Origin of the sequence: Rhizobium leguminosarum, assembly GCF_001679785.1 — a bacterium.
Taxonomy (GTDB): domain Bacteria; phylum Pseudomonadota; class Alphaproteobacteria; order Rhizobiales; family Rhizobiaceae; genus Rhizobium; species Rhizobium leguminosarum_R.
Genome location: NZ_CP016286.1, coordinates 2,600,471 through 2,615,449, shown reverse-complemented (window position 1 = coordinate 2,615,449; position 14,979 = coordinate 2,600,471). Strand labels below are relative to the sequence as shown.

Genomic DNA, 14,979 nt, shown 5'->3' with positions numbered 1-14,979 from the left:
CGGGAGGCCGGAGTTCGTTCCGGACGAGCCATTAGGAGGACATCATGATCGCAGCACCACTCGATGCAGTCGCAGACAGCAAGGGCAAGAAGCCCTTTTATACCCATCTTTACGTTCAGGTTCTCGCCGCCATCGCCGCGGGTATCCTTCTCGGCCATTTCTATCCCGAATTCGGCACCCAGCTGAAGCCGCTCGGCGATGCCTTCATCAAGCTCGTCAAGATGATCATTGCCCCCGTCATCTTCCTGACGGTTGCGACCGGCATTGCCGGCATGAGCGACCTGCAGAAGGTCGGCCGCGTCGCCGGCAAGGCGATGCTCTACTTCCTGACATTCTCGACATTGGCGCTCATCATTGGCCTGATCGTCGCCAATGTCGTCCAGCCCGGCGCCGGCATGAACATCGATCCTGCCTCGCTGGATCCGGCCGCCGTCGCCGGCTACGCCGCAAAGGCGCATGAGCAGAGCATCGTCGGTTTCCTGACCAACATCATCCCGACGACGATCGTCGGCGCTTTTGCCGATGGCGACATTCTGCAGGTGCTGTTCTTCTCGGTGCTCTTCGGCATCGCGCTCGCCATGGTCGGCGAAAAGAGCGAACCGGTCGTCAACTTCCTCAATGCCCTGACGGCGCCCGTGTTCAAGCTCGTCGCCATCCTCATGAAGGCTGCTCCGATCGGCGCCTTCGGCGCCATGGCGTTCACCATCGGCAAGTACGGCGTCGGATCGATCGCCAACCTCGCCATGCTGATCGGCACCTTCTACATCACCTCTCTGCTCTTCGTCCTCGTCGTTCTCGGCGCTGTCGCCCGCTACAATGGCTTCTCGATCGTGGCGCTGCTGCGCTACATCAAGGAAGAACTGCTGCTGGTCCTCGGCACCTCGTCTTCGGAGGCCGCCCTTCCGGGGCTGATGAACAAGATGGAAAAGGCCGGCTGCAAGCGCTCGGTCGTCGGCCTCGTCATCCCCACAGGCTATTCCTTCAATCTTGACGGCACCAACATCTACATGACGCTGGCTGCCTTGTTCATTGCTCAGGCAACCGGCATCCAGCTCTCCTGGGGTGATCAGATCCTGCTGCTGCTGGTGGCGATGCTGAGCTCGAAGGGTGCCGCAGGCATCACCGGCGCCGGTTTCATCACGCTTGCTGCAACGCTCTCCGTCGTGCCCTCCGTGCCGGTTGCCGGCATGGCGCTCATCCTCGGCATCGACCGCTTCATGTCGGAATGCCGGGCGCTGACCAACCTCGTCGGCAATGCGGTCGCGACGATCGTCGTCGCACGTTGGGAAAACGAACTGGATACGGCGCAGCTCGCCGCGGCACTGGGCGGCCAGACCGGAGAGGATATTTCGGCTGCCGGGCTCCAGCCGGCCGAATAGTCAGCCGCTATTCCTTATCCTTAGAATCCCTGCAGCGGCCCGTTATCCAACGGGCCGTTTCTCTTTTCTGCTTCAGCCGCGATTGTCGCCGAGAAGGCTGTTATAAACGGCGCCGATCGCGCTCGCTTCCTTCTCCAGCGCAAAATTCGTCCTGACATGCCGTAGCGCATTCTCGCCATGGGCAATCGCCAGAGCGGGATCTGCAATATAGGGCGCAATTGCCCGCGTCAGCGCCTCGCCATCGCCGGCGACGACGACCGAGCCCGTCTCGCCCGTGACGATGAGCTCGGCATAGGCGCCGGCGTCCGATGCCACCACCGCGGTGCGCGAGGCCATGGCTTCGAGCGGCGTCAGGCCGAAACCCTCGTTGCGGGAAGGGGCGACGTAAAGCGTCAGGCGGCGATACCAGACCTTGATGTCAGGCACTTCGCCGAGGAAGAGGATACGGTCGCTGAGCCCGGCGGCGGCAACATCCGCCTTGAGTTTGTCGCCAAATGCCGCGTGTTCGGCCGTCACCCGGCCGGAGACGACCGCCGTCCACTCGGGGTGCTGCGGCAGCAGTTCGATCATCGCCTGGACGAAAAGATCAGTGCCCTTCTGATGGCGCACACGGCCGAAGCAGCCGATGAGATAGCGGCCCGGCAGGCCGGTGGCGGCGATGCCGTCCTCCGCCGTTTCCGGCGGATGGAACAGAGCAAGGTCGACGCCGTGCTGTATCACCGTATGCGGCACCTCGAGGAACGAGCCGGATCGATCGCTGGTCGCGACGACGGCGTCCATGCGACGGATCAGCCATTTCGTATAGGCGGTGTGCCGGCGTTGCGCGGCCGAGGTGAAGAGAAGCTTCAGTGGCATGCGCAACAGATGGCGCAGCAGGATGCCGACCGCCATCTCGTTGTTGCGGCGCGCGTGCCAGACGCGCTGGCGCCGGTGCGCCGGCGGGCGCCAGAGGCCGAGGAGCTGCCGCCCCTTAAGTTTCGGCAGGTCCTCCGGCAGGCCGGGGCCGAGTGTCGCGATCTTGATGCCGAGCCGGATCTGGCACGGGATGAGCTGGACGATAGTCGACGTGACGCCGGAGAGCCGGCGCTTGAAATTGGGCGCAATGATCTCGACGTCACGAATATCAGGCAAGGGGATGGGTCTCGCGGCTGGCGGGCGATCAGCCCCAGGAAACCTGGAGGATTTCGTAGGCCTTGGAGCCGCCCGGCGCATTGACCTCGATGGAATCGCCGACTTCCTTGCCGATCAGCGCGCGGGCGATCGGCGAGGAGATGGAGATGCGGCCGGCCTTGACGTCGGCTTCCTGGTCGCCAACGATCTGGTAGGTCTTTTCTTCCTCGGTGTCCTCGTCGATGAGCTTCACCTTGGCGCCGAACTTGATCTTGTCGCCCGACATCTTGGTGAGGTCGATGACCTCGGCGCGCGCCGTCAGGTCTTCCAGCTCGCTGATGCGGCCTTCATTATGGCTCTGAGCTTCCTTGGCGGCGTGGTATTCGGCGTTTTCGGAAAGGTCGCCATGGGCACGGGCTTCGGCGATCGCCTCGATGATTCGGGGGCGCTCCTCCTGCTGACGCCAGCGCAGTTCTTCCTGCAGCTTGACGAAACCGCCTGGTGTCATCGGTACCTTTTCAACCATTTTTCTGTCCTTCAATCCTCGTATCCGCACAATCAGCGGCGAACACAAAAGAAAACAGGTCCCGAAGGGGAGCTTCGGAACCGTGCCACAATCTTAGTCGGACGCTTATAGCAGATCGCCAAGGCCGATTTCCAGAAAATTCGCATAAAAGAAACGCGGCTTGCCCCGATATTGGGTGGTGCGACTTGAAAATGGGCAGAAATCGGACCGTCCTGATTGACTCTGCACATAAGAACATATAGTGAACATACTAATGAAGAAGTCGCTCACAGAACGCTTGGCCATTCTTTCCGATGCCGCGAAATATGACGCTTCCTGCGCTTCCAGCGGCACGGTGAAACGTGATTCCCGGGCAAGTGGCGGGCTCGGTTCGACCGAGGGATTCGGCATCTGTCATGCCTATGCCCCGGACGGACGGTGCATTTCGCTTTTGAAAATACTGCTGACCAATTTCTGCATTTACGACTGCGCCTATTGCGTCAATCGCTCGTCGAGCAATGTCGAACGGGCGCGCTTTACGCCCGAGGAGGTCATCTGGCTGACGCTGGAATTTTACCGACGCAACTATATCGAAGGCCTGTTCCTTTCCTCCGGCATCATTCGTTCGTCCGATTACACGATGGAAGAGATGGTCCGCATCGTCCGCGAACTGCGCGTGACGCATAATTTCCGCGGCTATATTCACCTGAAGTCGATCCCTGAGGCGTCGCCGCGTCTGATCGAAGAGGCGGGGCTTCATGCCGACAGGCTGTCGCTCAATATCGAGTTGCCGACGGATAACGGCATTACCCGCTTTGCGCCGGAAAAGAAGCCTGCCAATATTCGGCGATCGATGGGGATCTGAGGCTGAAGATCGAGGCCGCCGGCGAACCGACGCTCAGGACGAAGAAGCGTCAGCGTTTCGTGCCGGCCGGCCAGAGCACGCAGATGATCGTCGGCGCCGACGGCGCGAACGATGCGACGATCCTTGCGACCAGCGGCCGGCTTTACAGCAGCTACGGGCTGAAGCGCGTCTATTATTCCGCCTTCAGCCCGATCCCGGACTCGTCGAAAAACCTGCCGCTGATCAAGCCGCCGTTGATGCGCGAGCATCGGCTCTATCAGGCCGACTGGCTCTATCGATTCTACGGTTTCGGCATCGACGAGATCACCGCGAACCAGGCGGGCGGCATGCTCGATCTCACCCTCGACCCCAAGCTTGCCTGGGCGCTCGCCAACCGGGCCGAATTTCCCGTCGATATCAACAGGGCCGAGCGCGAGCGGTTGCTGCGTGTGCCCGGTCTCGGCACCAAGACAGTCAAAGCGATCGTTTCGGCCCGCCGTTTTCGCCGGTTGCGGCTCGATGATCTCCAGCGGCTCGGCATTTCGATCAAGAAGGTCCAGTCCTTCATCTCGGCGGAAGGCTGGTCGCCGCGCCGATTGATCGAGCGCCCCGACCTTCGCGCCATGTTCGAACCACAACCCGAACAATTGTCGTTGCTGTGATGCGCCGGGTCGTGCTGGCAGGACGCGGGGAGCTTGCCGAATGGCGTGACGCCGCGCGCGCTTTCGCGGTCGCCGGCATCCTGCCGGAGGAGATCGAGTGGCGCGAAAAACGCGCTGAGCCGGGTTTAGCGTTTCAACACGACGCCATGCCGCCTACGTCTGCCGCAGCACGCAAGCCGATGACAGTGCCGCCCGCCTTCATCGAGTTGGCGGAGACAGTGCTCTGCCATTCCGACCCGGCTCGTTTTTCCCTGCTTTACCATCTGCTCTGGCGGCTGCAGTTGGACCGGCAGCTGCTTGAAGTGGCCTCCGACGAGGACGTCGCCCGTGCAAGGCTGATGGCGAAAAACGTTCGGCGCGACGCGCATAAGATGACGGCCTTCGTCCGCTTCAAGGAGGTTGGTGCGGTGTCGGCGGACCGTCGAAAATTCCTCGCTTGGTTCGAGCCGGATCATCATATCGTCAGGCGCACAGCGCCCTTCTTCCAACGGCGCTTCACCGACATGGACTGGCTGATCGCCACACCCAGGGGATCGGCCGCCTGGGACGGCGAGCGGCTGACGATGAGCGACGAACCGTGTGAAAAACCCAATCTTACCGATGCTACCGATGACCTCTGGCGCACCTACTATGCCAGCATTTTCAATCCGGCGCGGTTGAAGCTGAAGGCGATGCAGGCTGAGATGCCGAAAAAATACTGGAAGAACCTGCCGGAAGCCGATCTCATCCCTGGGCTGATCGCATCGGCGGAGAGCAAGGTGCGGGCCATGGCTGCAAGGGAGGCGACCCAGTCGTTGCCCTTTCACGATCGCCTGCAGGAAGCCGCGCGCAGCATTCCTGCTGAACCCGAAGCGCCGGCGGGCACGCTGGAAGCACTGCGCGCGGAAGCTGCCGCTTGCACCCGTTGTCCGCTTCATGCGAAGGCGACGCAAACCGTATTCGGGGACGGGCCGCGCGATGCAGAGGTGATGTTCGTCGGCGAGCAGCCAGGCGACCAGGAGGATATATCAGGGCGCCCCTTCGTCGGGCCCGCCGGTAGGCTGCTGGACCAGGTGATCATTGAAGCCGGCATCGACCGCTCAATGCTTTACGTCACCAATGCCGTCAAGCATTTCAAATATGAGCCGCGCGGCAAGCGTCGAATCCATCAGAAGCCCAATATGGGCGAGGTGAAGCATTGCCGCTGGTGGCTCAATCTGGAGATGGCGCTGATCAAGCCAAAGCTGGTCGTTGCCATGGGGGCGACGGCGCTTGCGGCGCTGACCGATGCAAAACAGCGGCTGCAGGATGTCAGGGGAAAAGCGATCGCGATCGACGAGAAGCAAACGCTCTTCGTGACGGTGCATCCGTCCTATCTGCTACGTATTCCCGACGAGCGGCTGAAGGCGGAAGAGCTGGCGCGATTTCGCGAAGATATGCTGAAAATCCAGCGGCTTATGACGGCGACCAGATAAATTGATTCCGATGAGTGAACGGCGGGTAGCGTCACCGCTCATCGAGCAATGACGCTACATTATTTCAGGCGAAGTAACTCTGCAGCGGCCGCACTTCCAGATTGCCGGCCTTCAGCGCCTTGATCGCCTGGGCGGCTGCCTCGGCGCCTGCCATCGTCGTGTAATAGGGCACCTTCTGCATCAGCGTCGCACGGCGCAGCGACTTGGAGTCCGAGATCGCCTTGTTGCCATCGGTGGTGTTGATGACGAGCTGGACCTGGCGGTTGCGGATCGCGTCCTCGATGTGCGGGCGGCCTTCCAGCACCTTGTTGATCTTGGTGGCGGTGATACCGTTTTCGGCGAGGAAGCGGGCGGTGCCGCCGGTCGCCAGCACTTTGAAGCCCTGCTCGACGAGGATGCGGATCGCCGGCAGCACGCGTGGCTTGTCCGCGTCGCGGACGGAAACGAAGACCGTCCCATCCCGCGGCAGCTCGACGCCGGCGCCGAGCTGCGACTTGGCAAAGGCCAGCGCGAAATCGGTATCGAGGCCGATGACTTCACCCGTCGAGCGCATTTCCGGGCCGAGCAGCGTGTCGACGCCGGGGAAACGGGCGAAGGGGAAGACGGCTTCCTTGACGGCGATGTGCTTCAGCTTGCGCGGATCGGGCTTTTGCCCGTAGGCGGCGAAGGTCGCGTCGAGTTTTTCGCCGGCCATGACGCGGGCGGCGATCTTGGCAATCGGCGCGCCAATGGTCTTTGCGACGAAGGGCACGGTGCGCGAGGCGCGCGGATTGACTTCGAGAACGTAGACGACATCGTCCTTGATGGCGAACTGGACGTTCATCAGGCCGCCGACATTGAGGGCCTTGGCCATCGCCTTGGCCTGGCGTTCCAACTCGTCGAGCATTTCGTTGGAGAGCGTGCGCGGCGGCAGCGAGCAGGCGCTGTCACCGGAATGGATGCCGGCTTCCTCGATATGCTCCATGATGCCGGCGACATAGACGTCGGTGCCGTCGGAGAGGCAGTCGACATCGACTTCGATGGCGTGGCTGAGATAGCTGTCGAAGAGCAGCGGATTCTTGCCGAGCAGGGTGTTGATCTGGCCGGTCTTGTCGTTGGGATAGCGCTGCTTGATATCCTCAGGCACCAGTTCCGGCACGGTATCGAGCAGGTAGCTCTGCAACTGGCCTTCCGAATGCAGGATCTGCATGGCGCGGCCGCCAAGCACGTAAGAGGGACGCACGACCAGCGGGAAGCCGATTTCGGTGGCGACCATGCGGGCCTGCTCGACCGAATAGGCGATACCGTTGTTCGGCTGGTTGAGGTCGAGCTTCATCAACAGCTTCTGGAAGCGGTCGCGGTCTTCGGCAAGGTCGATCATGTCAGGCGCGGTGCCGAGAATCGGGATGCCGTTCTTTTCCAGCGCCTCGGCAAGCTTCAGCGGCGTCTGGCCGCCGAACTGGACGATGACGCCGACGACTTCGCCCTTTTCCTGTTCTGCCCGCAGGATCTCGATCACGTCCTCGGCCGTCAGCGGCTCGAAATAGAGGCGGTCCGAGGTATCGTAGTCGGTCGAGACAGTTTCCGGGTTGCAGTTGATCATGATCGCTTCATAACCCGCATCCTTCAACGCGAAGGCAGCGTGGCAGCAGCAATAGTCGAACTCGATGCCCTGACCGATGCGGTTCGGACCGCCGCCGAGGATGACGACCTTCTTGCGGTCGGAGACTTCAGCCTCGGAGCGGGCGGCGCCGACGAAGGGCGTCTCATAGGTCGAATACATGTAGGCGGTCGGCGAGGCGAATTCGGCCGCGCAGGTGTCGATGCGCTTGAAGACGGGGCGGACGTTCAGGCTGTTGCGGAATTCGGCGACTTCCTTCGGGCGCTTGCCGGTCAGCGTCGCCAGGCGCGCGTCGGAAAAGCCCATCGCCTTCAACATGCGCAAGTTAGCGGCATCATCAGGCAGGCCGTGCTCGCGGATCCGGGCCTCCATCTCGACGATCGCCTTCAGCTCGGCGATGAACCAGGGATCGATCTTGCAGCCTTCGTGGACTTCGGCTTCGCTCATGCCCTGGCGCAGCGCCTGGGCGACCATGCGCAGGCGATCGGGCGTCGGCGTGCCGATTGCGGCGCGGATGGCGTTCTGGCTGGATTCACCCTCTTCAAAACCGGGAATCTCGATCTCGTCGAGGCCGGTCAGGCCGGTTTCGAGGCCGCGCAGTGCCTTCTGCAGCGATTCGGCGAAGGTGCGGCCGATCGCCATGACTTCGCCGACCGATTTCATGGCGGTCGTCAGCACCGGTGAGGCGCCGGGGAATTTCTCGAAGGCGAAACGTGGGATCTTGGTGACGACGTAGTCGATCGACGGTTCGAAGGAGGCAGGCGTTGCGCCGCCGGTGATGTCGTTATCCAGTTCGTCGAGCGTATAGCCGATCGCGAGCTTGGCGGCGATCTTGGCGATCGGGAAGCCGGTGGCCTTGGAGGCGAGCGCCGACGAGCGCGAGACGCGCGGGTTCATTTCGATGACGACGAGGCGGCCGTCTTTCGGATTAACAGCGAACTGGACGTTCGAGCCGCCGGTCTCGACCCCGATCTCGCGCAGCACCGCGATCGAGGCGTTGCGCATGATCTGGTATTCCTTGTCCGTCAGCGTCAGCGCCGGCGCGACGGTGATCGAATCGCCGGTGTGGACGCCCATCGGGTCGATGTTCTCGATCGAGCAGATGATGATGCAGTTGTCCGCCTTGTCGCGGACGACCTCCATTTCATATTCCTTCCAGCCGAGCACCGATTCTTCGACCAGCACTTCGGTGGTCGGCGAGGCGTCGAGGCCGCCGCCGACGATCTCGAAAAATTCCGAGCGGTTGTAGGCGATGCCGCCGCCGGTGCCGCCGAGCGTGAAGGAAGGACGGATGATGGCGGGAAGGCCGACATGGTCGATCGCCTGGGCGGCAATCGCCATGGCATGGCTCATGTAACGCTGCTTGCGGTCGCTCTCGCCGAGGTTCCACTGGTTTTCCAGCTCGTCCAGCGCCTTGTCGAGGTCGGATCCCGAGAGGCTTTCACGCAGCTTGACGCGCTCGGCCTCGTGCGTCTTGCGGTCGAGGTCCTTGATGTCGGTGGCATTCGCCAGCATCGAGCGCGGAGTTTCCAGCCCGATACGGGCCATTGCTTCGCGGAACAGCGCGCGATCCTCGGCCATGTCGATGGCGGCGGGCTTGGCGCCGATCATCTCCACATTGTAGCGGTCGAGCACGCCCATGCGCTTCAGCGAAAGCGCGGTGTTTAGCGCCGTCTGGCCGCCCATGGTCGGCAGCAGCGCATCTGGGCGTTCCTTGGCGATGATCTTAGCGACGACCTCGGGGGTGATCGGCTCGACATAGGTGGCGTCGGCAAGGCCCGGATCGGTCATGATCGTCGCCGGGTTGGAGTTGACGAGGATGACGCGGTAGCCTTCCTCCTTCAGCGCCTTGCAGGCCTGGGTACCGGAATAATCGAACTCGCAAGCCTGGCCGATGACGATCGGTCCCGCGCCGATGATAAGGATCGATTTGATGTCTTGGCGCTTCGGCATGAGTGCTTCCGTTTTCTGGCTGCGCAGAAAACCGGCCAGGGTGGGTGATCACCGGGTCGGGTCGCGCATGCTGGGTCTTTTCAGGCTAGAAGCGGCTTATAGGCAAATGTATTTGCAAACGGAACCCCATAAATCGCGGAATCGACAGGAATCCAACACGGCGCGGAAGACTATTTCCCAACAGACACGACCGCCACCCGGATTTCGCCGCCGCCCTGCTTCCGGAAGAGCGAAAGCAGGAGTCCCGTCAAGCGTTTGGCGCGTCTTCTTTACGTGAAGCGGCGGCGCACTTCCTCGGCATAGCTGCGGCTGACTGGAATTTCCGTGCCGTCGCGGGTGAGGATCAGCAGCCTGCCATTGTCGCGTTTCAGGCTTTCGACATGGGCGTCGGCCACCCAGTGCGAGCGATGGACGCGAAGGCCCGGCGTTGCGGTGGTTTCCCTCAGCGCATCGGCGAAACGCAAGAGCACCAGTTCGCGCCCGCGGTTGGTCACCACCTCGGTATAGTGGTCCTGGACGGAAAGGCGCAGCAGCGAGCCACGATTCTCAGGCTTCAGCCGGTCGAGGATCGAGGCTGCGGAGCCGGTTTCCAGAGGTGCTGCGGCTTCGGCGATTTTCTGGCTCATCGCCATGTAGGTCAAAAGGCAGAAGAGGGCGCAGAGCGGCACCGCAAAAAGCGCGCGCTGCAGGCCGCTTTCGAGTGTGGTCGCTTCGCCGGTGAAGACATGGTCGACGAGGCCGATGGCAAAACCGATTGGCAGGGCGGCTATGAGCGAGCCCGCCATCATGCGGGCGAACATCGAAACGATCACTCCCTGCAGTAGTCTTTCGGCCGTGACTGCGCAGAAAATGGCGATCGTCCAGGCAAGGGCATGCAGCGTCAGCCAGTAGGCGAGGCGTTCGCCGAAGGCCATGCTCTCCATCGTGCCGTAGGGACCGGTAACGGCAAAGAGCAGGACGATCGCGGCAAAGGTTACCCAGAAGCGCCAGGAGTGGAGAAAGACCTGCAATTCGCGAAGCGTGGATTGCAAGAAGAGGTGAATCACGAAGTTTTCCTGCCGTTCGCGCGGTTCGGATTGAGGCGGATGAAGTCTTGGCGGAAACAGGGATCGAATTCAACCGGATGTCGCTCATGATCCTCGAACCGCTCCTCGGCGCCCCGCTCGCCGTTCAGATCCATGTCACTGCTGTTACGCCGGCGGCACTTCTCGGCGCCTATATCCTGTTGCGCCCCAAGGGCACGCCGCTGCACCGTCTGCTCGGCAGGATCTGGATGGCGCTGATGATTGTCACGGCGATTTCGAGCTTCTTCATTCATGAGCTCGATCTCTTCTACGGGTTCAGCCCGATCCATCTTCTGTCGATCGCAACATTGTTCGGCAGCTGGAATGCGATCGCGGCGGCTCGCCGCGGCGATATCCGTCTGCACAAGCGCATCGTCGCCGGCCTTTATTTCGGCGGCATCGTGCTTGCCGGCCTGTTCACTTTCCTGCCCGGCCGGATCATGCATGCGGTTGTCTTCACCGGCGCGGAACGGCCGGCTGCCCTTGCCGCGGCGGTGATCGGCTCGATCCTGGTCGCGATCGTGCTGCGCCGCCGACGCGCGCGCCTGATTGCCCGATGAAGTCGCTGGAATTCCGGCCGCCGACGGATATATAGATGCTTGAGTGCAAGCACAGGCATTGCCCGGGGAGAGCGAAAATGGAATGGAGAGGCCGGCGTCAGTCAGACAATGTCGAGGATCGCCGCGGCGGTCCGTCCGGCGGCGGTTTCGGCCGCGGCGGTGGCTTTAATTTTCCCTCCGGCGGCGGCGTTCGCCGAGCCGGCGGCGGACTCAGCATCGGTACGATCATCTTCCTCGTCGTCATCTATTTCATCTTCAAGATGATGGGCATCGATCTGCTGCAGGTGCTCGATACCGGGGGCACGACGAGCGGCCCCGGCTACGAGCAGAGCCAGTCCGGCGGAACACGCACACCCGCCAATGACGAGATGACCGCCTTCATGCGCACCGTTCTTGCCGAGACCGAGGATACCTGGCAGGGCATCTTCCAGGCACAGGGCCAAAATTACGAGGAGCCACGCCTCGTGCTGTTCTCGGGCTCGACGGCATCGGCCTGCGGCTCCGCATCATCGGCAACAGGTCCGTTCTACTGCCCGAGCGACCACAAGGTCTATCTCGATACCGAATTCTTCCAGCAGCTTTCCGACCGGTTTGGTGCGTCGGGCGATTTCGCCGAGGCCTATGTCGTTGCCCATGAGGTCGGCCATCACGTGCAGAACCTGCTCGGCATCCTGCCGAAGTTCAACCAGGCCCGCCAGCGCATGAGCGAGGCTGACGCCAACAAGATGTCGGTGCGCGTCGAGCTGCAGGCCGATTGCTTTGCCGGCATCTGGGGCAAATATACCCAGCAGAAGGGCCTGCTTGAGTCAGGCGACTTGGAGGAGGCGCTGAACGCCGCCCAGCAGATCGGCGATGATTCGCTGCAGAAGCGGTCACAGGGTTACGTCGTCCCGGAAAGCTTCAATCACGGTACCTCGGAGCAGCGGGTCAGATGGTTCAAGCGCGGCTTCGACAGCGGCCAGCTGTCGGCCTGCGATACGTTCTCGGGACCGGTTTGAGGGCTGGAGATGAAGGGGCGCATGGCACAAAGAACATCGCAGCCCCTTCGATCCCTTGCTTACTTCTCGCTGTCCATATGCTGCAGCATATGCTCGGGATAACGCCCGCCCGCGGCCGCGTCTTTCGGCACCGCGCGTTCGATGACGGCGAAATCGTCCGGCGACAGGTTGACCGCGCGTGAGCCGAGCGCCTCGGTCAACCGGTCGCGGCGGCGAGCGCCGATGATCGGGACGATATCCGTGCCCTTGGCGGCGACCCAGGCGATGGCGATCTGGGCGACAGAGACGCTCTTTGCCTCGGCGATCTCGCGCAATTTCTCCACCAGAGCGAGGTTCTGCTCGATATTGCCTTCCTGGAAGCGCGGGCTGTAGGCGCGGAAATCGCCGGCCGTCGCACCCCGGCCCTTCTGCCAATGGCCGCTGATCAGGCCGCGCGAGAGCACGCCGTAGGCAGTGATCGAGATGCCGAGTTCGCGGGTTGTCGGCAGGATCTTTTCCTCGATGCCGCGCGAGATCAGCGAATATTCGATCTGCAGGTCGACGATCGGGGCCACACTGGCCGCGCGGCGGATCGTGTCGGCGCCTACTTCCGACAGGCCGATATGCCTGACATAACCCGCCTTGACCATGTCGGCGATGGCACCGACCGTGTCCTCGATCGGTACGTTCGGATCGAGGCGGGCGGGACGATAGATGTCGATATAGTCGACGCCGAGGCGCTGCAGCGTATAGCTGAGGAAGTTCTTCACCGCGACCGGGCGGCCGTCGAAGCCGTTCCAGCCGCCGACGGGATCGCGCAGGCCGCCGAACTTGACGCTGACGACGGCGCTCTCGCGCCTGCGGCCCTTCAACGCCTCGCCGATCAGCATTTCGTTATGGCCCATGCCGTAGAAATCGCCGGTGTCGAGCAGGTTGATGCCGGCATCGAGCGCGGCATGGATCGTCGCGATGCTTTCTGCGCGATCTGAGGGGCCGTACATGCCCGACATGCCCATGCAGCCGAGGCCGATGGCCGAGACCTCGGGTCCGGTCTTTCCCAAACGATAAGTCTGCATAGTTTTCTCCTATTTCTGCTCCGCGCGGTGCGATCGAGCATCCGCGCCGGGCGGCGTTGCCGGACGCCGTTTTACCGCTTTCGCATTCGGGCGATAATCGGACGACATCGAACAGGCTGTGCGGGGAAATGCACAAGGACCGGTCTTCTGTTGGACCGGTCTTCTCTGGTGATCTGGATGCCGGCGCGGCGATTGCAAGGGAACGCATCGTCGGCGATCCGCTGGGCGGCTCTCGATCTTCTGGAGCCGGAATGGCGGCAAGCGCCCACCGGTTGAGGCCTCTTATAAATTTCCCGTTGAACATTATCAAAAACTTTGAAATGTTCACGGATTGTTTCGGTTTCTTTTCTGAGCTATGTCACTTTCTCGGCGACGAGATCGTCTTTTCAGAACCAACCGCTGTAGAGATGCCTCATGCTTGACCCGAAATTCGTTCGCCGCGGCCTTTTCCTGGTCTTCATTATCCTTTTCCTCGACATTATCGGCATCGCCATCATCATGCCGGTGCTGCCCGCCTATCTGGAGCAGCTGACCGGCGGCAGCGTCAGCGACGCGGCGATCGACGGCGGCTGGCTGATGCTGGTCTATGCCGGCATGCAATTCCTGTTCGCGCCGCTGCTCGGAAACCTGTCCGACCGTTTCGGCCGCCGGCCGATCCTTTTGCTTTCGGTGCTGACCTTCGCGATCGACAATTTCATCTGCGGCATCGCCACCAGCTTCAGGATGCTGTTCGTCGGCCGCGTGCTTGCTGGTATCAGTGGCGGCAGTTTCGCCACCTGCTCGGCCTATATCGCCGATATCAGCACGGAGGAGAACCGGGCGAAAAATTTCGGGCTGATCGGCATCGCCTTCGGCGTCGGCTTCACCATCGGCCCCGTCGTCGGCGGTGTCCTCGGCGAATTCGGCCCGCGTGTGCCGTTCCTCGGCGCGGCTGCGCTGTCGCTTCTGAATTTCATCGCCGCCTGTTTCCTTTTGCCCGAGACGCTGGAGGCGAAGAACCGCCGCCGGTTCGAGTGGAAACGCGCCAATCCACTCGGCGCGTTGCGCCAGATGCGCCATTATCCCGGCATCGGCTGGGTCAGCCTCGTCATGTTCCTGTTTTTCCTGGCGCATGCCGTCTATCCCTCGGTCTGGTCGTTCGTCTCGACCTATCGCTACGGCTGGAGCGAGGGACAGATCGGCCTGTCGCTCGGCATTTACGGCATCGGCGCCGTGATCGTCATGGGCCTGGTTCTGCCGCGGATCGTGCCGGTGCTCGGCGAGTGGAAGACCGCTCTTCTCGGCCTGTGCTTCTCGGCCGTCGGTCTCACCGGCTATGCCTTCGCCTGGGAGGGCTGGGTCGTCTATGTCATCATCGTTGCGACTGTCATGGAAAACGTCGCCGATCCGCCGCTGCGCAGCATCGCCGCCGGCATGGTGCCGCCTTCGGCGCAGGGTGAGCTGCAGGGCGCGCTTACCAGCCTCAGCAGCGTCACCACCATCGCCGGACCGTTGATCTTCACGCAGATGTTCGGTTACTTCACGCGGCCCGAGGCGCCGGTCACTTTTGCCGGCGCGCCGTATCTCACGGCCGCCGTGCTCATCCTTCTGGCCGCCGGGGTATTCCTCACAAGGGTTCGAGTGAGGGAGCCGGCCGAGGCGCTGGAAGCCACGGGCTGATCGATCAGAAATGGTGATGCGATGATGAATTTTTCATCATCTGCCTCATTTGGGGTAGTTCTTTGCAGGGCTTTGATCTAAGCCCGGATGATATTTCGCCGCAAGCTGCGGCGACGCATATTTCAATCACAGGACT

General features: G+C 62.1%; 11 protein-coding genes and 1 pseudogene. 7 read left to right on the top strand and 5 right to left on the bottom strand.

What is annotated here, in order from left to right; all coding sequences use genetic code 11:
* The first annotated feature begins 44 nt into the window (after positions 1-44).
* On the top strand, positions 45-1,379 hold the full coding sequence (locus BA011_RS13075) for a dicarboxylate/amino acid:cation symporter (protein ID WP_029873324.1): 1,335 nt from the start codon (positions 45-47) through the stop codon (positions 1,377-1,379).
* A 72-nt stretch (positions 1,380-1,451) separates the two neighbouring features.
* On the opposite strand, the gene BA011_RS13070 is transcribed toward BA011_RS13075, so the two are convergent.
* Complete coding sequence (locus BA011_RS13070) at positions 1,452-2,510, bottom strand: glycosyltransferase family 4 protein (protein ID WP_065280785.1); 1,059 nt, start codon at positions 2,508-2,510, stop codon at positions 1,452-1,454.
* A gap of 28 nt (positions 2,511-2,538) precedes the next feature.
* Entirely contained in the window at positions 2,539-3,015 is a 477-nt protein-coding gene (gene greA / locus BA011_RS13065) for a transcription elongation factor GreA (protein WP_003541639.1), read from the bottom strand.
* 253 nt (positions 3,016-3,268) lie between these two features.
* On the opposite strand from greA, the pseudogene BA011_RS13060 reads away from it, so the two are divergent.
* Positions 3,269-4,500, top strand: a pseudogene (locus BA011_RS13060) (putative DNA modification/repair radical SAM protein).
* Positions 4,500-5,954, top strand: coding sequence for a UdgX family uracil-DNA binding protein (locus BA011_RS13055; RefSeq protein ID WP_065280784.1), 1,455 nt, complete (start codon positions 4,500-4,502; stop codon positions 5,952-5,954). The pseudogene BA011_RS13060 and the gene BA011_RS13055 overlap by 1 nt, the downstream one beginning before the upstream one ends.
* Positions 5,955-6,018: 64 nt before the next feature.
* Here the strand turns inward: BA011_RS13055 and carB are convergent, their stop codons facing one another.
* Together carB and BA011_RS13045 are read right to left on the bottom strand one after the other, a co-directional pair.
* Positions 6,019-9,507 (bottom strand): carbamoyl-phosphate synthase large subunit, encoded by a 3,489-nt coding sequence (carB, locus tag BA011_RS13050; RefSeq protein ID WP_065280783.1) that lies wholly within the window; start codon positions 9,505-9,507, stop codon positions 6,019-6,021.
* Between the two features lie 269 nt (positions 9,508-9,776).
* Complete coding sequence (locus tag BA011_RS13045) at positions 9,777-10,553, bottom strand: LytTR family DNA-binding domain-containing protein (RefSeq protein WP_065280782.1); 777 nt, start codon at positions 10,551-10,553, stop codon at positions 9,777-9,779.
* A gap of 47 nt (positions 10,554-10,600) precedes the next feature.
* Here BA011_RS13045 and BA011_RS13040 point away from each other — a divergent pair, with 47 nt between their 5' ends.
* Positions 10,601-11,131, top strand: coding sequence for a DUF2306 domain-containing protein (locus BA011_RS13040; RefSeq protein ID WP_065280781.1), 531 nt, complete (start codon positions 10,601-10,603; stop codon positions 11,129-11,131).
* Positions 11,132-11,208: 77 nt separating this feature from the next.
* Positions 11,209-12,129, top strand: coding sequence for a neutral zinc metallopeptidase (locus tag BA011_RS13035; protein WP_065280780.1), 921 nt, complete (start codon positions 11,209-11,211; stop codon positions 12,127-12,129).
* A gap of 59 nt (positions 12,130-12,188) precedes the next feature.
* Here the strand turns inward: BA011_RS13035 and BA011_RS13030 are convergent, their stop codons facing one another.
* Positions 12,189-13,184 carry an aldo/keto reductase gene (locus tag BA011_RS13030; RefSeq protein ID WP_065280779.1) on the bottom strand — a complete coding sequence of 332 codons (996 nt, stop codon included), beginning with the start codon at positions 13,182-13,184 and terminating at the stop codon, positions 12,189-12,191.
* A gap of 128 nt (positions 13,185-13,312) precedes the next feature.
* Here BA011_RS13030 and BA011_RS41570 point away from each other — a divergent pair, with 128 nt between their 5' ends.
* Positions 13,313-13,606 (top strand): hypothetical protein, encoded by a 294-nt coding sequence (locus BA011_RS41570; RefSeq protein ID WP_151343468.1) that lies wholly within the window; start codon positions 13,313-13,315, stop codon positions 13,604-13,606.
* Complete coding sequence (locus tag BA011_RS13025; protein ID WP_065280778.1) at positions 13,599-14,843, top strand: TCR/Tet family MFS transporter; 1,245 nt, start codon at positions 13,599-13,601, stop codon at positions 14,841-14,843. Before BA011_RS41570 ends, BA011_RS13025 begins: the two co-directional genes overlap by 8 nt.
* The last annotated feature ends 136 nt before the right edge of the window (positions 14,844-14,979 follow it).